This is a genomic window from Acinetobacter lwoffii (assembly GCF_015602705.1).
In the GTDB taxonomy this organism is placed as follows: Bacteria; Pseudomonadota; Gammaproteobacteria; order Pseudomonadales; family Moraxellaceae; genus Acinetobacter; species Acinetobacter lwoffii_E.
Genome location: NZ_CP059081.1, coordinates 2,805,997 through 2,829,103 on the forward strand (window position 1 = coordinate 2,805,997; position 23,107 = coordinate 2,829,103).

The 23,107-nt window shown below is 44.3% G+C and carries 13 protein-coding genes and 2 pseudogenes; 9 read left to right on the top strand and 6 right to left on the bottom strand.

What is annotated here, in order from left to right; genetic code table 11:
- Positions 1 to 57: 57 nt before the first annotated feature.
- On the bottom strand, positions 58 to 1,146 hold the full coding sequence (locus H0S56_RS13390) for a DUF475 domain-containing protein (RefSeq protein WP_195725278.1): 1,089 nt from the start codon (positions 1,144 to 1,146) through the stop codon (positions 58 to 60).
- Positions 1,147 to 1,368: 222 nt separating this feature from the next.
- On the opposite strand from H0S56_RS13390, the gene tenA reads away from it, so the two are divergent.
- From tenA to H0S56_RS13415, 5 genes and pseudogenes are all read left to right on the top strand, one after another.
- Positions 1,369 to 2,040, top strand: coding sequence for a thiaminase II (tenA, locus tag H0S56_RS13395; RefSeq protein ID WP_195725279.1), 672 nt, complete (start codon positions 1,369 to 1,371; stop codon positions 2,038 to 2,040).
- A 222-nt stretch (positions 2,041 to 2,262) separates the two neighbouring features.
- Entirely contained in the window at positions 2,263 to 2,631 is a 369-nt protein-coding gene (locus H0S56_RS13400) for a hypothetical protein (RefSeq protein WP_004729209.1), read from the top strand.
- 181 nt (positions 2,632 to 2,812) lie between these two features.
- Positions 2,813 to 5,644: an excinuclease ABC subunit UvrA gene (uvrA, locus tag H0S56_RS13405; protein ID WP_195725280.1), complete on the top strand. Its 2,832-nt coding sequence runs from the start codon at positions 2,813 to 2,815 to the stop codon at positions 5,642 to 5,644.
- 141 nt (positions 5,645 to 5,785) lie between these two features.
- A pseudogene (locus H0S56_RS13410) lies at positions 5,786 to 6,937 on the top strand (IS4-like element ISAbe18 family transposase).
- Between the two features lie 100 nt (positions 6,938 to 7,037).
- Entirely contained in the window at positions 7,038 to 7,892 is an 855-nt protein-coding gene (locus H0S56_RS13415; protein ID WP_195725281.1) for an AbiJ-NTD4 domain-containing protein, read from the top strand.
- A gap of 122 nt (positions 7,893 to 8,014) precedes the next feature.
- Here H0S56_RS13415 and H0S56_RS13420 read toward each other — a convergent pair whose 3' ends face one another.
- Positions 8,015 to 9,721 (bottom strand): GGDEF domain-containing protein, encoded by a 1,707-nt coding sequence (locus tag H0S56_RS13420; protein WP_195725282.1) that lies wholly within the window; start codon positions 9,719 to 9,721, stop codon positions 8,015 to 8,017.
- 208 nt (positions 9,722 to 9,929) lie between these two features.
- On the opposite strand from H0S56_RS13420, the pseudogene H0S56_RS13425 reads away from it, so the two are divergent.
- The 3 genes and pseudogenes from H0S56_RS13425 to H0S56_RS13435 all read left to right on the top strand — a co-directional run bounded on the left by H0S56_RS13425 (position 9,930) and on the right by H0S56_RS13435 (position 13,899).
- A pseudogene (locus tag H0S56_RS13425) lies at positions 9,930 to 10,695 on the top strand (IS5 family transposase).
- A gap of 1,020 nt (positions 10,696 to 11,715) precedes the next feature.
- Complete coding sequence (gene omp33-36 / locus H0S56_RS13430; protein ID WP_195725284.1) at positions 11,716 to 12,609, top strand: porin Omp33-36; 894 nt, start codon at positions 11,716 to 11,718, stop codon at positions 12,607 to 12,609.
- Between the two features lie 138 nt (positions 12,610 to 12,747).
- Positions 12,748 to 13,899: an IS4-like element ISAbe18 family transposase gene (locus tag H0S56_RS13435; RefSeq protein WP_195726034.1), complete on the top strand. Its 1,152-nt coding sequence runs from the start codon at positions 12,748 to 12,750 to the stop codon at positions 13,897 to 13,899.
- A gap of 58 nt (positions 13,900 to 13,957) precedes the next feature.
- On the opposite strand, the gene H0S56_RS13440 is transcribed toward H0S56_RS13435, so the two are convergent.
- From H0S56_RS13440 to H0S56_RS13455, 4 genes are all read right to left on the bottom strand, one after another.
- Positions 13,958 to 15,928: a BCCT family transporter gene (locus H0S56_RS13440; RefSeq protein WP_195725285.1), complete on the bottom strand. Its 1,971-nt coding sequence runs from the start codon at positions 15,926 to 15,928 to the stop codon at positions 13,958 to 13,960.
- A 172-nt stretch (positions 15,929 to 16,100) separates the two neighbouring features.
- Positions 16,101 to 16,817: a two pore domain potassium channel family protein gene (locus tag H0S56_RS13445; protein ID WP_195725286.1), complete on the bottom strand. Its 717-nt coding sequence runs from the start codon at positions 16,815 to 16,817 to the stop codon at positions 16,101 to 16,103.
- A gap of 245 nt (positions 16,818 to 17,062) precedes the next feature.
- The gene (locus tag H0S56_RS13450) at positions 17,063 to 18,769 is read right to left on the bottom strand and encodes a cation acetate symporter (RefSeq protein WP_004729195.1); all 1,707 of its coding nucleotides are present in this window, start codon (positions 18,767 to 18,769) and stop codon (positions 17,063 to 17,065) included.
- Between the two features lies 1 nt (position 18,770).
- A complete protein-coding gene (locus H0S56_RS13455) occupies positions 18,771 to 19,103 on the bottom strand; it encodes a DUF485 domain-containing protein (RefSeq protein WP_004281374.1) in 333 nt (110 codons plus the stop codon).
- 183 nt (positions 19,104 to 19,286) lie between these two features.
- Here H0S56_RS13455 and H0S56_RS13460 point away from each other — a divergent pair, with 183 nt between their 5' ends.
- Complete coding sequence (locus tag H0S56_RS13460) at positions 19,287 to 22,778, top strand: hybrid sensor histidine kinase/response regulator (RefSeq protein WP_195725287.1); 3,492 nt, start codon at positions 19,287 to 19,289, stop codon at positions 22,776 to 22,778.
- Positions 22,779 to 23,107 lie beyond the last annotated feature (329 nt).

Consider the following 23,107-nt stretch of genomic DNA (forward strand, 5'->3'; position numbering starts at 1 on the left):
AATCTAAAAACAAAAAAAGCGCAGCCGGAGCTACGCTTTTTATTCAGGAACAGTGCTTTATTTGTCTAAAGCTGCCTGACGTTTCTTGTACTGAATCGAGGCGAATACTGCCCAGACAATAAAAGCCACACCGATCAGACCGGTCACCACTTCTGGTACATGCAGACCGGTTCCGCTGGCAATCATAATGAAAGCCAGTGCACCGATGGCATAATGCGCACCATGTTCCAGGTAGATATAGGCATCCAATGTGCCCTGCTCAACCAGATAAATCGTCATTGAACGGACAAAGATCGCACCAATTGCCAGACCCAGCATGATGATGACCACGTCTGAGGTAATCGCAAAGGCACCGATCACGCCATCAAAACTGAATGAGGCATCTAGGACTTCTAAATAGAGGAAACCACCAATACCCGCTTTCACTACACCCGTCGGTACGCCATTTTCATCATGACGAATGGCATTACCTTCTTCATCGACTTCCGGTTCACCACCGAGCATATGACTCAGAACCTGTACACCGATATAAATCACGATGCCCCAGATCCCGGCCATAGTCACTGCCAGACGTTTGGCTTCATCGACATTGGCTGCCATGATTAACAAGGCCACCAGTGCAATAAACACCGACATTGCCGGTACATTGGCCAGATTGGAGAGACGGCGTTCCACCCGTTTGAACCAGTGCGTGTCTTTCTCTTCATCTAGGAAGAAGTTCAGGAATACCATCAACAGGAAAGCACCACCAAAAGCAGCAATTTCAGGATGATGTGCCATTAAACGCGCTGAATATTCTTTCGGATCATTCAGGGCCAGACGTACCACTTCCATAAAGCCCAGGTCTGCAGTCACTGCAACAATGACCACCGGGAAGATCAGACGCATCCCGAAGACTGCAATCAGAATACCGACTGTCAGGAACAGCATTTTCCAGAAATGATCCCAACCCCGTAGAACTGAGGCATTGACAACCGCGTTATCAAAGGACAACGACACTTCCATAATCGCCAGAATAGCGGTGATGGTTAGCGCTGTGAGCATGGTTTGCAGGCCTGCTTCAGGACCATGGGTATAACCCCAATACGCAGACAAACCAAGACACACGATCGAAAATGCAATCGAGAAACCAAAATGTTTCAACATACACAACGACCTTGGATAAATTAAATAAATGTATGGCTGCGAAAGAGCAGCAATACGAATAGGAAAAGTTAAGCTAATTATGAAACTTTTAGCGCATAAACCAAAGCACTTCCTGAGCTGTTTTATCTTATTTTCTGTTTTTAAAATTTGCCGATCTTTTAAACAGTCCGATCTTTGCTATAGTGCCGCATAGTTTAACTTGAACTGCGAAGGATTTTCAGCATGAGTTTTTCACAAGAGGTATGGCAACGCAATCTCGGACTTTATCAGAAGACCCTGGCCCTGCCCTTTAATCAGCAACTGGCGCAAGGTACTTTAAGCCGTGACGCCTTTAGCCATTATGTGATTCAGGATGCACATTATTTACTGGCCTATGGCCGTGCCCTGGCCGTATGTGCTGCCAAAGCTTTTGAAGCGGACGATGTAATCCAGTTTGCCGAGGCAGCCAAAATAGCGATTGTGGTGGAACGTAGCCTGCATGATGGCTTTATGCAGGATTTCGGCATTAGCAAAGAGCAGTTTGAAAATACCCCGCTGACTCTGGCGTGTCATCACTATACCTCTTATCTGACTTCGACCGCCTGGTCAGAAAGCTACCCGGTGGTGCTGGCCTCGTTGCTGCCTTGTTTCTGGATTTATGCCGAAGTTGGCAAAGATATTGTCGACAACTCTGCGCCGAATAATCCGTATCAGGCTTGGGTGGATACCTATTCAGGAGAAGAATTCCACACTGCGGTGCGGAATGTGATTGCGACCGTTGACCGTGTTGCGGCGCGTGTTGATGCCGATACACTAGAAAAAATGCATGCCGCTTATACCGATGCTGCCCGTCTGGAATGGTTGTTCTGGGACAGTGCCTTTGAGCAACGCCAGTGGCCTGGTCTGGATGGATAAGACGGACGAATAAAAAAAGCCCTGTTTAAGACAGGGCTTTTTGGTTATAGCTGATCAAAAAATTTCTACTGTCATAAACCGATCATAAAAACGGCTTAGTCTGAAAAAAACAAGGATAGAACTGGCCGGTACGCTAGACCTAGCTATAAGCCCCAAATTGCCGAACAATAATTGAGAATAATTATCAATTAATAAAATCAATCCCGGAAAGAGGCAGATGATATGCACACTTTAGGCACCGAAGCGATTCGGGCATTTTTTACCCTGCAATGTTGCTGGCTCAATAATGAAGAAATCTATTTGGAACAAGGCTGTCCAGATTGTAGCTCGGCAGCGACTTATCTGATTTACCATACCAACACGCATATCCAGAAACATCTGCTGAAATTTATTGAAAAGTATCGCTGTCATCAGGCGCGACGTAACGATTTGCTCGACCTGGATTTTTTCCAAAAAGACTATGAGGACTTTCTGCACATTCTGGAAAATGAAGTCAATTTTTATGCACGTCTGCATCATGATGTGTCACGTGAACGCTGCTTTGAAGAGATCGAGTCTATCTTTGAACGCCATTATGCAATGGCTTATTAGGTATTGGCCTTGTACATGATCATTGTGAATATTTAGGCAATCGACTACTGCGTTTGTTAATGTTGTGATGAATTGACCAATCACCGACATAACTTGACGTTTAAAATACTTTTATTTGCACTTGAACATTTTTCATCCGGTATCATATAAGGGTTTTTGATGAATATTCTAGGATCCTTGCATGAGCCAAAGCCACATCCGTATTCGAGGCGCACGTACCCATAACCTGAAAAATGTGAACCTTGATATACCACGCGACAAGTTTGTGGTGATTACGGGACTGTCTGGTTCAGGTAAGTCCTCGCTTGCCTTTGATACCTTATATGCCGAAGGTCAGCGCCGTTATGTGGAATCGCTGTCTGCCTATGCCCGCCAGTTCCTTTCCCAGATGGAAAAACCGGAAGTGGATTCGATTGAGGGCTTGAGTCCAGCCATCGCCATCGAGCAGAAATCTACCAGCCATAACCCACGTTCTACCGTGGGAACCATTACCGAAATTTATGACTATTTACGTCTACTGTATGCGCGTGTCGGTACACCGTTCTGTCCTGAACATGACCTGCCGATGGTGGCACAAACAGTCACTGAAATGGTTGATGCAGTCAAAGCACTGGAAGAAGGCACTGCGCTGTTATTGTTAGCACCGGTCGTGCGCGAACGTAAGGGCGAATATACAGCGCTGTTTGAACAGCTACAAAGTCAGGGTTTTGTCCGCGCCCGAGTGGATGGCGAGATCATGGAAATTGATCCACCACCTGAGCTGGATAAAAAGAAAAAACATACCATTGAAGTGGTGGTCGACCGCTTTAAGGTTCGTGATGATCTGGGTAACCGTATTGCAGAAAGTTTTGAAACCGCGCTACGTCTCGGTGGTGATATCGCGATTTTATCCTGGATGAAGGGCGAGCATAACGATCGTGTGTTTTCAGCCAAACACTCCTGCCCGGAATGTGACCGTGCAGTGGCTGAACTGGAACCACGCCTGTTTTCATTCAACAATCCTTTTGGTGCCTGTCCGGTCTGTGATGGTCTAGGGACCCGCAGCCATTTCAGTGCCGACAAACTGATTCCCAATCCTGAAGTCAGCGTTAGCCAAGGCGCGATTCGTGGCTGGGACCGTCAGCGTCCTTACTATTACAGCATGATCCAGAAAGTCGCCGAGCATTTTGGTTTTTCGCTAGAAACGCCGTGGAATGAACTGGATGCCGATACCAAGAAAAAATTTCTGTACGGCACCGGCAAAGAAAAAATTGATCTGAGCTATATCGATGAGCGTGGTCGTCGCCATAATCGGGTCATTCCTTTTGAAGGAATTTTGCCGCATCTGGAACGCCGTTATCGTGAAACTGAAAGTAATTATGTCCGTGATGATCTGGCGCAATATTTATCCAATGCTGCCTGTGATGCCTGTGATGGTTCACGTCTAAATGAAATTTCGCGTAATGTGAAAATTCTGGACAAGACCATTGCCGATATTACCCGTATGTCGATTGGCGATGCTGAAAGCTATTATCAAGACATTCATCTGGAAGGTGCCCGTGGAGAAATTGCCGACAAGATTTTCAAGGAAATCCGTGAACGTCTGCACTTTCTGGTTTCGGTCGGCCTGAATTATCTCAGCCTGTCCCGTTCTGCCGAAACTTTATCTGGTGGTGAAGCGCAGCGAATCCGTCTGGCCTCACAGATCGGTGCCGGTTTGATGGGCGTCATGTATGTGCTGGATGAGCCGTCAATTGGTCTGCATCAGCGTGATAACGACCGTCTGCTGCACACCCTGATCCGTCTGCGTGATCTGGGCAATACCGTGCTGGTGGTCGAGCATGATGAAGATGCGATTCGTGCCGCCGATCATATTATTGATATCGGTCCGGGTGCCGGTGTGCATGGTGGGCATGTGATTGCCGAAGGAACGTATGATGAAATTCTGGCCAATCCGGACTCGCTGACCGGAAAATATTTATCCGGAAAATTAAAAATTGAAGTGCCGAAAAAACGGATTCAACCGCCTAAGCCTAAAGAACAGATCAAGCTAATGGGAGCATCCGGGCATAACCTGAAAAAAGTCGATCTGACCATTCCTTTAGGTATTATGACCTGTGTTACCGGGGTGTCCGGTTCAGGTAAATCGACCTTGATTAACCGGACTTTGTTACCTTTGGCGGCGACCCAGCTCAATGGTGCCACCACTTTAACTTCGGAAAAGTTTGAATCGATTGATGGTTTACAGTTTCTCGACAAAGTGGTGGATATTGACCAGAGTCCGATTGGACGTACCCCGCGTTCCAATCCGGCGACTTATACCGGCCTATTTACCCCGATTCGTGAACTGTTTTCACAGACGCAAGAAGCCAAGGCACGCGGTTATGCTGCCGGTCGTTTCTCGTTTAACGTGAAAGGTGGCCGCTGTGAAGCCTGTGAAGGTGACGGCATGATCAAGGTAGCGATGCACTTCCTACCGGATATGTATGTGCCATGTGATGCCTGTCATGGCAAACGCTATAATCGTGAAACGCTGGAAGTAAACTATAAGGGCAAGAATATTTCCGATGTCTTGCAGATGACCGTTGAAGATGCCATGCATTTCTTCGATGCGATTCCGGTGATTCACCGTCGTCTGGAAACATTACATCAGGTCGGTTTGGGTTATATCCATCTGGGTCAGTCTGCGACCACTCTTTCTGGTGGTGAAGCACAGCGTGTCAAACTGGCACGTGAACTGGCCAAACGCGATACTGGTCAAACCCTATATATTCTGGATGAACCGACCACGGGTCTGCATTTCCATGATATTGCCAAACTGCTGGATATCCTGCATCAGCTCCGTGACAAGGGTAATACCATCGTGGTGATTGAGCATAATCTGGACGTAATTAAAACTGCCGACTGGGTGGTGGATTTAGGCCCTGAAGGTGGTTCGGGTGGCGGTATGATTGTCGCGGAAGGTACGCCTGAACAGGTCGTGAAAGTCAAAGCGTCACATACGGGTAAATTCTTGAAGCCGTTGTTGAAATAAAAATCTCCTCCTAGCCTCCTCTTTGATAAAGAGGAGGAATTCCCCACTGCTGTCCCATAGTTTGCTTTAAATAAAAAAACCTGAGTCCTAACAGTTAAAATATGAGTGCAAACAAACACTTTAACGACCAGGATTCAGGTTTTGTCACATCAGAATACCGTATTTCATGAGCTAATTAAACCTGTTGTGCGACAGGATTTTGAACAACTTGCTAAAGTACACCATGTTGGACAGAAATTTAGAGCGGCTTCCCGGTGGGATCAGTTTATTGCCATATTGATGTCTCAATTCTCTTGTAGGCAAAGTCTGAGAGATATTCAATCCAATTTGGAGTGCCAACAGGAAAAGCTAAGTCATCTCGGAGCAAAGTCTATTCCCCGAAGCACGCTGGCACGAATCAATGAGTAGCAGCCTGCTGCCTTGTATCAACAGCTATTTTACAAGTTGCTTAAATACTATGAACACTCGAAAGTAGCTCATAAATTTCGCTTTAAGAATCCCTTGTATTCCTTGGATGCCAGTCATATTGACCTGTCGCTTTCCTTATGTGAATGGGCCAAAGTTCATGACTCAAAAGCCAGCATGAAACTCAGCATAGGATTGAATCACAGCAATGATATTCCTGAGTTTGTTGCAGTTGAAAATGGCAAAGAAAATGACATGGTACAAGGCCGCAAATTCCAGTTTCCTGCTGGCAGCATTGTAGTTTTTGATAAAGGCTATGTCGATTACCAATGGTATGCAAATCTGACTGCTCAAAACATTGGATTTGTCACACGTTTTAGGCCTAAATCTGTGTATCAGGTGATCCGGCAACATCCAGTGCTTGAATCCAAAGGTATTCTAAAAGATGAAACCATTCAGCTGAATAGCGCACATGCCCTAAAAAGAAAAGCCCCAGTGTTAAGAAGAATTGAATATAGAGATCAGCAAAGTGGCAAGCACTTTAGCTTTCTCAGCAATAACTTTCATTTAGCCGCCTCCACCATTGCGGCGATTTATAAAGATCGTTGGAAAGTTGAGCTGTTCTTTAAGGCGATTAAGCAGAATCTCAAATTAAAAGCGTTTCTAGGCCGCAGCAGGAACGCAATTCAGACACAAATCTGGATTGCGATGATCGCCTATTTATTGGTGAGTTTCGCTCAACATTTAGGGAAAACAGGTTGGACAGTTCAACGTTTACTCAGAATAATTCAAGTGAATTTGTTTGAAAGAAGAACTTTAAAAGCTTTATTTTCACCCGATAAAATACCCATAAAACAAGAGGAAGCTCAAATGAGCTTCCTCTTGTGAAAAATTGTGGGACAGCAATGAGGAATTCCCTCCTTTCGCAAAGGAGGGTTAGTGTGGATTAAAAAAATAAGTATATTCTTAAATTTTTTGGGGGAACAAAATGCGCTTTTCGGAAAGATATGGATATAAACCAGTTCGTGAAATTATTCAAAAAGAAAATATAGATCAGGATTTAAAAAATGGATTATGGAATGCAATTAGCGAATGCATTTTCAATGCTTATTCTCGTCCTTATCTTGCTCGAGGTAATATTATATCTGGTAGTAACCTAGAATCATTTTTTAAATTACTCTTCCATAGTCACTTCAAAAAACGAATTGATCAAATCCCATATTCAATAGAATCTACGATTGCTGAAATCGATACCTTATTTTTTAAAACATATAAATGGTATGAAATTTATAATTTTATTGAGGCATGTATAGAGTATTTCCCTTTTAAGGAAGAAAAACACGATTTTATCATTCTCGTGAATGATTGCTTACAAATTGAGAACTCTGCTTACAGGGTAATTAACAACCAAATCACCCCAGTCACTTCAGAACAAGAAATTCAATCCATTGAAGAAGCTTTAAAAAATTCACAGCTATATTCAAGTGCTCAACAACATCTCAATCAAGCTTTGAAATTGCTCTCAGATCGTCAAAGCCCTGATTATCGAAACTCAATTAAAGAATCGATTAGTGCGGTTGAATCTATTTGTAAAATCGTTACTCAAAATGAAAAAGCTAGTTTAGGTCAAGCTTTAAAACTCATTGAAGATAAATATGGACTACATGAAGCCTTAAAGAAAAGCTTAAGCCAACTGTACGGGTATACATCGGATGGAGACGGAATACGTCACGCCATGCTAGAAGAATCTAATTTAAGTTATATCGATGCCAAATTTATGCTTGTTGCCTGCACAAATTTTATTAACTATCTTATAGACAAAACCAAAGATCTTCAAAATTAGATCACATGACTAGCGACATGGATGTCGCTCGTTCGACTGTGCTAAAGGGACTTAGCATCAGTCGAACAAATGCATTTTGCTACTTTTGTGCAGTTCAAAAGTAGAGAAAACAGTCTTTTGAACTAAACCTCTGCCACCGCATTACGTCCTTTGGCCTTTGCTGCAAACAAAGCATCATCTGCATTGGACAATAAAGCTATCCAGGAGCGAGCACCAATGGCAACCCCGATACTGACCGAAATCTGAATCTCGTCTCCTGCTGCAGTCACAATATGACGCTCAGCCACTTCAGCGCGGATTTTATCGGCCACAATCAGTGCCTGCTGCATCTGGATATTTTCAATCAGTACCAAAAATTCATCGCCCCCATAACGCACCAGCAAATCTGTAGCACGGACATTAGCCTGTAAACGCTCGGCCACCAGCCGAATCACCTGATCGCCAATAATATGCCCATATTGATCATTCACCTGTTTAAAATGATCAATATCAATAATCATCAAACAGGTTTGACTCAATTGACCCGGCTGATTTTCCATAAAACGGATATATTCTTCTAGCGCGAAACGGTTGGATAATCCGGTCAAAGAATCGGAATGGGCAATATTCTTTAAACGGAACTCTAGCGCATCACGTTCTTGCAACATCTGTTGCAATTTCTGAATGGCAGCGAATAAAGAATCAGAATGATTCACTTCACGCAGCCGCATATCAATTTTCTGACGACCCGAGTTTTTAGACAAACTCAACAACATGCGGCGTGCCTGAATTAGCGGCAGAAAAACCTGTTTACGTGCAAAAATCATGGTTGAAATCGCGGTCAGCAATGAAATCAGCGATACCAACACGCTCCAGATCAAACGCTGCATATTGCTGTTCATCTCTTGAATAGCGGCATCTCTGCTATATTGCAGCAGGTAAGTTTGTAGGTCTACCACAGTCGCAAATTTATCTACGATCGCTTCAGTCAGCTCTGTTCCGCTCAAACGGTAGTCACGTTGCTCCAGACTGTCACTGATCAGCTCACTCACAATCGGTAAGCCTTGCTGAATAAACTCGGTTTCTACCCGCCGATGTAAACGGATGAATTCCTCAGTCTTATCTTTAACAGGTTGAATGGTATCAATCAAGGCCCACAAATAACGCACCTGATGTTGGGTCTGTAAAGAGCGGGTAATATTTTCAGTGGGAAGCGGAGCTTCAAAAGTCACATGCGCCATGATAGACGAGGCCACACGACCGGCCTGATCACGTAAATCAGATAAAAATAGAATCTGGCTAATATAGTTATTCAGAGGGGTCGATGAGCTATCTGAAGCCACTGCCACGTCACGCAAAAGTTCACGGCAACTTTCCCAGGCAGCAAACATGGCCAGAATTGCCTGATCAAGTTCTTGCGCACTGCGTTGCTGACGCGGCATCCGGGTATAGGCATCAACCTGTGCGCGTCCTTTTTTCAGGCTGATTTCAAGCTGTGAAAGTTGCTGACTCAGGTTGTTAAAACCGACCTCCCTCAAGACATCAGCCGTCTGGTAGAGCTGCTGATCCACCTGTCGACGGTAGCTGATTAACTCTTGCTGATGCTGGGCAAATTCCTGCACCGAACTCGACATGGCCTTATTGGCAGGCGCACGCTCACGCGAAATTTTATTTGCCAGATCAGCGACCTGCTGTAATGCATTCAATTGTTGATAGGTTTGTCTGGATTTTAAATAACTTTGACTGCTACTCACAATTAAGGGAATACAGATGCAAAGTAAACATAAAATAATAATCGACATCGACCAGTACAAACGTTTACTGATCCACTCAGAGCGTAAGGTATTCATGCTGTTGTATTACGCCCCAATATGACAAGCAAAGCTAAATAGATTGATTATTATACAAATAAAACAGGATGGTCTTAAAGCCTTTAGTCTTACTTCACTTATGTTTTTAATGAATTTTTATCAGCTATTAGGGTGTGTTGACACTTTTAGCTTAAAAAAATAGCGAAGTAGTAAAATCAAATCGCCAAACCCAATTTTACTATTCGCTATGCCTCGTACCATGCTGACAGATCAACACTGGCAAAAGTTGAAAGTTATTCTGCGTAATTTATCCATTCACCACAACTCAAATTTACGCAATTTTATTGAAGCTATTCTCTATAGAATTAGAACAGGCTGTCCGTGGCGAGATATTCCTTCCTATTTCGGTCAATCAAACTCTATTTTCAAACGTTTTAATCGTTGGTCAAGCAGTGGTAAGTTGCTTAGATTATTCAAATTATTAGCATCATGCCCCGATATGGAGTGGATTTTTATTGATGGCTCTCACGTATGTGCTCATCAACATTCTGCCGGTATAGCGAATCAATCCATTTCTAAAAGTGTAGGAGGAAACTCCTCAAAAATACATTTGATTGTTGATTCACATGGCAATCCTATTGATTTCATGATTACCGATGGCGCTACACATGACATCAAAGTTGCACCTGATTTAATAGCAACATTAGATTTAAAAGAGACAGAAGTGGTATGCGCAGATAAAGGCTATGATTCAGAACCACTGCGTGAGCAGATCAGAAAAACAGGGACTAAAGCGAATATACCAAAGAAAACAAATAGCCAATCAAACAATGACCATATGGACTGGTGTTTATATAAAATCAGGCATTTAGTTGAAAATATGTTTTGTAGATTAAAGCAATTTAGAGGAATAGCTACTCGATATGACAAGCTCAAAAGAAATTATCAAAGTTCTGTTGCTTTAGCCTGTATATTTTTATGGCTACCTTTATAGGGTTAATTATGAACAGTAAATGTCAACAGACCCTATTTTTCAGATACTTAAGGTGGTTTATTTGAAATGTTAATGCAGGGTTTCATGACCACAATTCCCTATAAAGTCTTACAAAAACAAGGGAATTTAAGCAGCTAAAAAAATATAAAAACTTGCTTTCCGCACTATTTACACCTGCAACAAATAGGTGCATAATGCACCGCATTAGGGCGAGTTAAATTATTCCTCAGCAGATACTTTAGTTTACCCGCAAATTTTGGCGAAAAAACCCCGATTTTCTATGAAAATCGGGGTTTTTTTTAGCTATTAAATTTTAGGTCGATATTTTCACCTTTAAGTATGCACTATTTTGGTGCTTAAAATTATTATAATATTTCTTCTCCTCCTCTTGTTTTGAGTTGAAGGTTTTTTTAGAAACAGGATGATCTGAAATAAAAAATGCGGAACAAAAAAAAGCCCAACCTTGGGGAAAGCTGGGCGATAAAACAAAAAATTGTGGAGAACCAGGCTAAATCACTATGAAAGTGTGAACTCTAACTTGATTTTCATATTATGTAAAATTCCCCTAAAAATGTAAAGTCGATTGCTTCAGTCAAGATTATAAATCATGCCCATTTAGCTCAAAAAACAGACATCCACTCTAAAGCCCAAGCTGATGATGCTCTAAGATCAAGCAATCCAATCAAAGACCTGATGCGCCAGACATTTTGCACTTCTTGACACATTTATGAATTAACTCACCTATTATTAATTGTTTTAATAGATAAATATATTATAATTAATCGTATTAATTGATTAAAATAACAACATAATTTCTCCTTAATCTTTAGTCCCGATTCTATATTTAAAGTCTAAATTTTTGTTATACAAGAGTTTTTATATAAAATAGCTTCGGAGCCTAATACTTGAATTTTACACAAAATTAATACAATGATTTAGCTTAAAAAAATAGCGATTTCGAATTGGATTGACTTAATAAATTGTTACAATACAATATGTTCAAAAGTTGTACACATCTTGTAACAAAACGGTAAATATCATGAAAAAACTCGGTTTAGCCACTGCTTTATTATTAGCCATGACCGGTGCTCAAGCATATCAATTTGAAGTTCAAGGTCAATCAGAGTTCATCGACAACACTGCAAATGAACAAGACTTCACTGGTGCAGTTCAAGGTACTTACTACTTCAACAATGTTGATGCTTCTAAAGGTCCTTTAGCTGAAGCTGCTTTTTTAAACCAAGCATCTAATGTTTCTGCTGCTTATACATACGGCGAAGACGGACAAGAATTTGGTGATCGCACTGTGCACCATACTTTCGGTGTAAAAGGTGAAGCGTATATCCCGACTAACGTTGTTCCTGCTTATGCAAGCGCTTCTTATAGCCATACCATCGCGGATAACAAAGCGGGCGACGTAGACGGCAATGGTGACCGTTATGCATTAGAACTAGGTGCATTACTAATCCCTAACTTCTTGGTTGCTGTGGGTTATACCAGCGTTGCTGACCAAACTTCTTATGATGCTTTCAACATGTTTAACAACGGTGTTGCTAAAGCTGCTCTTGAATCTGCAACAATTGCTGATAAGACAGATGCGATCACTGCACGTACTAAATACGTTGGTGCAATCGACGGTACTAACATGTCAATTGGTTTTGAAAGCGGTTTAGTTTATGGTGAAGATACTGCCTACAACTTAGGTACAACTCTTTTCCTTAACCCACAGTTAAGCGTTGGTGCTTCTTATATGGAATCTAGCTTTGCTGGTTCTCCAGACAAAGCTTGGGGCGCGAACGTAAACTACTTCATTACTCCTGCTGTTGCAGTTGGCGCATCTTATGTAAATGCTAACTACGAAGCAAGTCTTGCGCAAACTGCTCAAGTTCGTGATACTCAAACGATCGGCGTAAATGCCAAATTCCGTTTCTAATTTCTGATTAGATTCTGAATCAAAAAAGGACGCATATTGCGCACTGCTGTCCCATAGTTTGCTTTAAATAAAAAAACCTGAGTCCTAACAGTTAAAATATGAGTGCAAACAAACACTTTAACGACCAGGATTCAGGTTTTGTCACATCAGAATACCGTATTTCATGAGCTAATTAAACCTGTTGTGCGACAGGATTTTGAACAACTTGCTAAAGTACACCATGTTGGACAGAAATTTAGAGCGGCTTCCCGGTGGGATCAGTTTATTGCCATATTGATGTCTCAATTCTCTTGTAGGCAAAGTCTGAGAGATATTCAATCCAATTTGGAGTGCCAACAGGAAAAGCTAAGTCATCTCGGAGCAAAGTCTATTCCCCGAAGCACGCTGGCACGAATCAATGAGCAGCAGCCTGCTGCCTTGTATCAACAGCTATTTTACAAGTTGCTTAAATACTATGAACACTCGAAAGTAGCTCATAAATTTCGCTTTAAGAATCCCTTGTATTCCTTGGATGCCAGTCATATTGACCTGTCGCTTTCCTTATGTGAATGGGCCAAAGTTCACGACTCAAAAGCCAGCATGAAACTCAGCATAGGATTGAATCACAGCAATGATATTCCTGAGTTTGTTGCAGTTGAAAATGGCAAAGAAAATGACATGGTACAAGGCCGCAAATTCCAGTTTCCTGCTGGCAGCATTGTAGTTTTTGATAAAGGCTATGTCGATTACCAATGGTATGCAAATCTGACTGCTCAAAACATTGGATTTGTCACACGTTTTAGGCCTAAATCTGTGTATCAGGTGATCCGGCAACATCCAGTGCTTGAATCCAAAGGTATTCTAAAAGATGAAACCATTCAGCTGAATAGCGCACATGCCCTAAAAAGAAAAGCCCCAGTGTTAAGAAGAATTGAATATAGAGATCAGCAAAGTGGCAAGCACTTTAGCTTTCTCAGCAATAACTTTCATTTAGCCGCCTCCACCATTGCGGCGATTTATAAAGATCGTTGGAAAGTTGAGCTGTTCTTTAAGGCGATTAAGCAGAATCTCAAATTAAAAGCGTTTCTAGGCCGCAGCAGGAACGCAATTCAGACACAAATCTGGATTGCGATGATCGCCTATTTATTGGTGAGTTTCGCTCAACATTTAGGGAAAACAGGTTGGACAGTTCAACGTTTACTCAGAATAATTCAAGTGAATTTGTTTGAAAGAAGAACTTTAAAAGCTTTATTTTCACCCGATAAAATACCCATAAAACAAGAGGAAGCTCAAATGAGCTTCCTCTTGTGAAAAATTGTGGGACAGCAATGCGCATATTGCGTCCTTTTTTATTGTTTTATGACTCTGTTTACTCAGGCGTACGTACCAGACTTAAGAAGTGCAAATGACGTTCATATTGATCAATGATATCCTGCAATAGATCTTCTTGCGTCCACTCCATCACATCATAACCCTGCCCACCTTCTCTTAAAAAGACTTCTGCCTGATAGGAATCTACTCCCGCATTCTCCAGTTCAGCCATAAAGCTTGGACTTAAAGTCTGAGTGGCATTGACCTGATAGATAAAATTAATTTCATCCTGATGATCAACACGGAGCTGTATACCGTCTTCTAGCGGGCTAATCGCTACATGTAATCGGCGCCGTTTCAATTCACTTTGAAAGCTGAGAAATGCCTTATTCACCGTATTGTGAATATACTGCTGCACCTCTTCCTGAGTATGCGGATAATGCATGATCAGGCCTAAGCGCTGTTGCCAGCTGCGTGGATTCTGGATCGCACGCGGGGTAATCCGTGCGGCTTGCAGTGCATGCATTTTGGTGACATCCAGATGTAGGGCTTTGATTAATCCCCAGCACATCAGCAGCATAATAAATGTAAATGGCAAAGCGCTCATAATCGTGGCCGATTGCAAGGCCTCTAAGCCACCGGCCAGCAAAAGGATGATGGCTAATAAAGCCATGAGTACGGTCCAGAACAGACGCTGCCAAGTCGGTGAATTATCACTTTTCGCTGTCAGATAATCAGTCACCAATGCCCCTGAGTCAGCAGAGGTGACAAAGAACAGCATGACCAGTAAAGTTGCAATGATACTGGTCACTGAACTGAAGGGCAGGTTCGCTAAAAATTCAAACAGAGCCACAGATGAATCACGCTGAACTGCTTCTAGCAAGCTGGTATTGGCTTCATGCATAATGCTGTACAGTGCGGCATTGCCCATAAAGCCCATCCAGATCAGGGTAAATCCGGTCGGGATCAGCAATACACCCACGATAAATTCACGAATACTGCGTCCTTCCGAGACCCGGGCAATAAACATCCCAACAAATGGCGACCAGGAAATCCACCAGGCCCAGTACATGATGGTCCAGCCCCCAATCCAGCCACTTGGCTGATAGGCATACAGATTAAAGGTCATACTGAACAGATTTGAAACATACTGGCCGGCATTCTGAATAGTCGTCTGTAACAGATAAATACTCGGACCTGCCACAAAGACAAAAATCAGCAACAGCAGTGCAAGTACCAAATTTAGTTCAGATAAACGTTTAATTCCTTTGTCTAATCCAAAAAATACGGAAGTCGCCGCCATGGCACTGACCACAATAATCAAAATGACCTGAGTACTGGGTGCCTGTTCAATGCCAAACAAATAGTTCAAACCTGAATTGATTTGGGTCACCCCGAAACCAAGCGTAGTAGCGACACCAAATACCGTACCAATGGTGGCAAAGGTATCGACGCCATCTCCAATCGGTCCATAGATCTTTTGACCAATCAGCGGATACAAGGCCGAACGGATTTTTAAAGGCAATTGATGCCGATAAGCAAAATAAGCTAACGATAGGCCAACAAGCGTATAAATGGCCCAGGCATGTAAGCCCCAGTGGAAAAAGGTGACCCGCATAGATTGTTGTGCAGCCAGTACGGTTTCCGGTTCACCGGCAGGTGGCGTGACATAATGCATCACCGGTTCGGCCACACCAAAGAACATCAGGCCAATCCCCATCCCTGCGGTGAATAGCATCGCAAACCAAGAGGCGCTGCTATATTTCGGCTGGCTATGGTCGGGTCCCAGTTTGATTTTGCCCATATCCGACAGGGCAATATAAACCAGAAGGATGAGAAATATCGCCACCGACAATACATAGAACCAGCTAAAGGACGTAGTAATCCACTGGTTCAGTTGCTGGGTGAAAACTGAAAAAGCATCGGGTGCAAATACGACCAACGCTAAAAATATCGCAATAATGGCGACAGTACTAATAAAAACATTTGGATTGATATTGGCAAACCAGGATGGTTTTGTGGAAGGCATACCTCCTCCATTTTTTAAAAATTGGATCGACAAACAGCGTCAAATAATTATTGGTAAGGTCAAAATGATCAGACAGATTCAATCTATGGGAGCTAGATCTACTGCTATTTTAGGATGTGACACAAAATAAAGCCGTTAAGTTACTGTAACAAATACAATAAAAGGATGAGCTTCATTGCTCAGGCGGTTTTTTTCTATTTTTCACGTTCTTTTTATGCGGTAGACGTGCGATATATTGCAAGGCAATTAAGCGGGATACAATCAGTGCCAGATACATCACCCCGACAAACATCTGGATAATGGCCAGCATCCGTGCGACCGGACTGACCGGCATTATATCGGACAGTCCTGTTGCAGACTGTACACTGAAACTGAGAAAAATCAGATCCAGCCAGGGCTGATAGGCTTGCAGATCGGGGTCCGAAAAGCTGTGCGGCATCAGCAGCTGGCAAATACTGTAGAGGAAGGCAAAGCCCCAGGCCAGCAAGGTAAATACCGCCCCAGCGGCAAACAGTTCATCCTTGGTCAGATAACGGTCATGGAACATATAACGCAAAAGGCCATAAGCTGCACTGAAATAAGCACCAGCTTCAAACAGGTTGGCGGTGACATGGATCCAGGTATAACGCAGTCCCAGCACAATCAGAGAGGAAAAGAAAATTGCGCCGGCGACAAAGCTGAGTCCTAAAATGGTAAACATCGGAGTCTGGCGAATGACCCTGGCAATCACCAGCAAAACCAGAACACCCAGTACCCAGGTTCCCGCCCGATAAGACATGCTTCCATAACTCAATACCGACAAGAGCAAGATCAGCAATTGCAGGCACAACAGCCATGCCGAAGGCAGATGAGTAAAGCTGTTCCAGAACTGCTGCAGAGATTGCTTCATAATACCCTTCTTGTTGCTCTTCTTGTTACTATCGTCATGTAGGGAACACATTGTTATTGTTAGCAGCTTTTAACATAGCATGCTTAAATCCGCTTGCAGATATGCGATTTGTATGAAAATTACTGAAATAACGCTGCACAAATCCAGCCATCTCAATTCAATACGGCGCTTATGCTAAAGAGAAAGCTTGATTATATCTCCATAAAAAAAGCCCCTGACGGGGCTTTTTTAGCGTAGCGCAGATCTTAGTGATCCGATGCGCCTGAGATACCAATACCGGTTTGTGAACGTACAAACTGGGCATCAAAGGCTTTGCGTTCTGCCTGAGCCTGTGCCGAATTATCCGTCACAGAGAACAACCAGCAGCACAAGAATGACAATGGCATCGCGAAGATTGCAGGACCATTGAACGGGTTCACTGGCGTATCAGAAATACCCAAAGTATCGACCCATACTGCTTTAGACAGCACAATCAAGGTTACTGCGGTTACCAGACCGGCAACACCACCAATCACGGCACCACGTGTCGTCAAGCCTTTCCAGAACATAGACAATACCAGTACCGGGAAGTTGGCACATGCCGCAACCGAGAATGCCAGGCCGACCATGAAGGCTACGTTTTGTTTCTCGAACAGAATCCCGAGAATCATTGCGAAGATCGCAAGACCTAAAGTCGCGATTTTAGACATACGTAGTTCAGATTCAGGCGTGGTTTGGCCTTTCTTCAAAACGTTGGCATACAAGTCATGCGAAATTGCTGAAGCACCTGACAGGGTCAAACCAGCAACGACCGCAAGAATCGTGGCAAATGCAACTGCAGAAATGAAGCCCATGAACAGGTCGCCGCCCACTGCATCAGACAGGTGCACCGCTGCCATGTTATTACCACCCACCAGCTCCAGCTTGCCAGTCACAGCCATTTTCGCAACATCAAGGAATTGCGGGTTGTTCGATACATATAGAATCGCACCAAAACCAATGATGAAGGTTAATAGGTAGAAATAACCAATAAAACCTGTAGCAACCACGACTGATTTACGCGCTTCTTTGGCATCTTTTACTGTGAAGAAGCGCATCAGAATATGTGGCAGACCTGCGGTACCAAACATCAATGCCAGACCTAAAGAAATCGCATCAATCGGATTAGATGCCAGACTACCCGGACCCATGATTTTGGTCGCATCTGTCAGGCTCAAGTCATGTACTTTTGAGTAGACACCAATCGCCTGTTCAAACATGTTGGTAAAGCTGAAGCCCACACCTTTCATAACCATGAATGCCATAAAGGTTGCACCAGACAGCAACATCACCGCCTTGATGATCTGTACCCAAGTGGTTGCCAACATACCGCCGAACATCACGTAGGCCATCATCAACAAGCCAACGATCACGACTGCAATGTTATAGTTCAGACCGAATAGAAGTTTGATCAGCTGACCTGCACCCACCATCTGTGCAATCAGATAGAACGCGACCACAACTAGTGAACTTAAAGCAGCCAAGGTACGTACCGGTTTTTCCTGCAAGCGGAAAGACACTACGTCTGACAGGTTGTATTTACCCAGGTTACGCAGACGTTCTGCCACCAGGAACAATACAATCGGCCAGCCCACCATGAAACCCAGTGAATACAGCAAGCCATCAAAACCGGACAGGAATACCATCGCGGAAATACCCAGGAACGATGCAGCTGACATATAGTCACCGGCAATCGCCAGGCCATTCTGGAAACCGGAAATACCGCCACCGGCAGTATAGAAGTCTTTGGTATTGGTGGTTTGTTTTGCTGCCCATTTGGTAATAAACAGCGTAGCACCTACGAAAATCACAAACATGATAATCGCGTGCCAGTTGGTCGCCTGCTGTTCTGCTGCACCCAGATCGGGACCAGCGAATGCAACGCCTGAAGCCACTATCGTGGTCGCCAGGGCAATAAGAGAATTCCATTTCATCTTAGTGGTGTCCTTTTTCATGCGCAATCGCTTCGACTTCACGGATTGCTTCTTCAGTCAATTGATCAAGTTTGTTATTGGCAATGTAGGAATACACACCACACAAGATAAACGACAGGACAATGATACCTAGACCAAGTGGAATACCCCACGTGGTCACACCACCTGAGATTGAAGACAATAGAAATTCTTTGTTGTAACCAACCAGCAACATGAATCCCACATAGACAAATAGCATAATGCCGGTCAACGTCCAGCTGAGCATACTTTTCTTGCGGACCATTTCCTTGAATTTTGGATTTTGTAGAATACGATCTACTTGTACCTCATCCATAATTACTACTCCTGTAGCCCAACCTTGGGCTGCCTATTTTTTAATTCGAATTATCACTGTTGCAAGTTAACAATAATCGTAGGTGCTTGTAATTTAGACTTTGGTCGTTAAAAAATGATCAATTTAAACTGTAGCGTTCACGATGCGTTATCATAGCGGCATGCTCAGTACACATCAGGCTATATGAACAGTTGGCTCATCATAGGGGTACTCGCCCTCTATATCGCATTACTCTTTATCTGCGCTTTCTACGGGGAAAAACATGCCAGCCGGCTGAGTACCCGTGGGCGCATGCTATTGTTTAGTTTAACTTTAGGAGTGTACTGCTCCTCCTGGACCTTTTATGGCGCCACGGGTGCTGCGGTACGTGAAGGCATTATTTTCTTGCCGATCTATCTGGGTCCGCTGCTCTTTGTTGCTGTCGGCTATGACATCTGGCGCCGTCTGGGACGGGTGAGACAGCATCATGCCATTTCTTCGATCGCTGACTTTGTCGCAGCACGCTATGGTAAAAGTGGTCCCCTCGCCTCGCTGGTGACCATTCTGGCGGTGGTGGCGATTGTGCCTTATCTGGCCTTACAGTTACGTGCGATTGCCCTGAGTGCCGCCGTCATTCTGGAGCCTTCCGCAGGTGTAACCGGCACGACCAATGGCGTACTGTTTTTGACCGGGGTTCTGGCAATACTGGCGATGATGTTTGGTACCCGGCAGATTGCCAATACTGAACAGCATGGCGGGCTGATGCTGGCCGTAGCATTTGAGTCTTTTGTTAAACTCTTCGCCCTGTTGGCAGTCGCCTGTTTCTTTATGTTTGAAGCACCAGAAAATCTGGCACAGATCAGTACCGATATCAGTACTACTTTTCATGATGTGCAACTGTTTGGCGTACCACAAAGTTTCTGGATTCAGACCTTACTCGCGGCACTGGCGATTATCTGCCTGCCGCGCCAGTTCCATGTGGCGGTGGTCGAGCTGCGAGATGAAAAACATATCCGCGGTGCACGGCGCTGGTTTGCGGTCTATTTGATTCTGACTACCTTGGCGATTATTCCCATTGCCAGCTGGGCGCTACATGCTGCACCGCAATATCTGGCCATTCCGGATGTGGCGGTACTGTCCTTGCCACTCAGCTATAACCAAGACTGGCTCACTTTATTAGCCTTCTTGGGTGGTTTTTCTGCCTCTACCGGGATGCTGCTGGTGTCTTCTGTGGCACTGTCAATCATGCTCAGTAATGACCTGATCATGCCGGCGTTGTGGCGCTTAAAGCTGATTTCCCGGCATGACAAACGCTTGCCGCTGGTGCTGAAATTTACCCGCAGGGTCTGTATTCTGGGCGTGATGTTGATGGGCTTCCTGTTCTTCAACTTCTTTAATGATATTGATCAGCTCTCGGTTTTTGGCCTGCTGGCCTTTAGTGCGGTAGCACAATTCGCTCCAGCCCTGATCGGCGGCCTGTACTGGCGTGGCGGCAGTAAACAGGGTGTATATGCCGGATTGTTGACCGGTTTTGCCTTGTGGGCTTATACCCTGCTGTTTCCGACCATTTTGCGCAGCCTGCCCGAAGCCTATAGCAGCTTTAGTCAAAGCCTGCTGAATCAAGGTCCTTTTGGCTGGAACTGGTTAAGACCGGAAGCCCTGATCGGTTTTGAGTCTTTTGATCCGCTGACGCATGGAGTAGTCTGGGCACTGGGCTTAAATATCCTGCTGTATATCTGGATTTCCCGTATTTTCCGTCCGAGTATTGCCGAACAGATTCAGGCCGAAAGTTTCTTCTATTATGAAACCAAGCCACTACCCTCGCAGAGTCCTTCTACCGAGGTCAGCTATTCGCATCAGGATGTCGCCCGTTTAAAAGTCGGTGATCTGATTACCCTAGCTAAACGCATTACCGGCGAAGGCCCAACCACACGCGCTTTCCAGCAGTTCTGCACCCAAAACAGTGTTGAGCTGAATGAAAACAGCAGTGCCAATGGCATGTGGTGGCGTTTCACCGAACAGTATCTGGCCGGAACTATCGGGGCCGCTTCGGCACGTACCCTACTGACTACGGCAATGGTCAACAATGGTTTGGCATTGGGTCAAGTCGCCAATATTCTCGATCAGGCCTCGCAATGGCAACGCTTCAATCAGAACCTGATCATGACCATGATTGATCACATGACCCAAGGGGTCAGCGTAGTTGATGAAAATATGTGCCTGGTCGCATGGAACAATCAATATCTGAAACTGTTCGATTATCCGACCGATATTGTCTATGTCGGTTGTCCAATCGCAGACCTGATCCGTTATAACGCTGAACGTGGTGAATGTGGCCCGGGCTCGGTTGAAGAACATGTACGGAAACGGATTCACTGGATGCAGGTCGGCAGTGCCCATGAATTTGAACGGATTCGTAAAGATGGCCGCGTCATTCAGATGCGCGGCAATCCGATCGAAGGCGGCGGGTTCGTTACCACTTTCGCCGATATTACCGCTTTCCGTGAAAATGAAGCCGTGCTTGAAGCCCGCGTTCAGGACCGTACCCAGCAGCTGGCCGATGCATTGTCCGAGCAGCAACTGGCGCGTGAACAGGCCGATAAGGCCAATATGTCAAAAAGCCGCTTCATTGCAGCTGCCAGTCATGACCTGTTGCAGCCAATGCATGCCGCGCGCCTGTTCAGTACCGCACTCGAACAAAGCGTGCAGAATGATGAAGACCGCAAGACCTTACAACAACTGGATCGTGCTTTGCATGGTGCAGAAAGCATGTTGTCTGCCCTGCTGGATATTGCCCGACTGGAAGGCGGCACCATTCAGCCGAAACGTCAGGCTTATCCGCTGCATGACCTGCTCAGCGATCTGGAACTCCAGTTCAAATCCATCGCTGCACAGCGTGGTATCAAGTTCAGTGTGCATGATGCACAGTTCTGGATTGATACCGATCCACAATGGATTCGCCGCATTATCCAGAACTTTGTCAGCAATGCGTTGCGTTATACTGCCAGAGGTAAAGTGGTGGTCGGTGTATTACGTTCGAGCAGCAGACCGAATCATATCCGTATTGGCGTCTGGGATACTGGCCCGGGCATTGCCGAAGAACAGCGCATCAAACTGTTTCAGGAATTTGAACGTTGCGGCCACACCTCGCCTTGGGGTGAACAGGGTCTGGGCCTAGGTTTGGCGATCGTACAACGCATGACCAGCATGCTGGACTATCCGGTACATGTGTCTTCTGCGCTGGGTAAAGGTTCCTGCTTTATGATTGAAGTGCCTGTGATCGAAGCACCGAAAGTGGTCGCAGTACCGGTTCAGGCCGTACCTTTAAAGAGCAAAGCCTTTAAGATTCTGTGTCTGGATAATGATGAAACCATTCTGGAAGGCATGTCAACCTTATTGACCAAATGGGGTTATCAGGTGTTTAAAGCCACTGAACCTGAGCAAGCCGCCATGCTGATTCAGGAGGAAAATATTCAGGTCTGGCTGGTGGATCAGCATCTCAACCAAGACAAGATCGGTCTGGATTTCATTCTGGAACATCGTTCGAAGGATATTCCGGTCGCCTTGATTACCGCCGACTCCGATCCGGAATTGCCGCAACGTCTGAAAGAGCTGAACATTGTTCTGCTGAAAAAACCGCTAAAACCGGCATCATTACGTTCATGGTTATCCGGACTGAAGATTTCCGACTCCTAAGTAGATTACGATCTGATCAATGCCCATTTCAGACCATGAAATGGGCATTTTTTATACTCAACTGCCACATAAACTTACCTAGGTTGCATAAAATTTATTCTAATGTGCTAAAAGCAGCAAATATGCCGAAAATACAGCGGAATAAATTGACCAAAATGCTCATTTTTTAATTCACTATGGCAAAAACTGACGAATGTATTAATGTACATGTGTACACTTAGTTACAATTAGTTATCTTATTGTTTTTAATAAAAATTAAAGAGTAATTTTCCACTACTATAACTTTAGTCGTATTTTTTATCCCTTGCACTTGGCTCTAAAAATAGAGG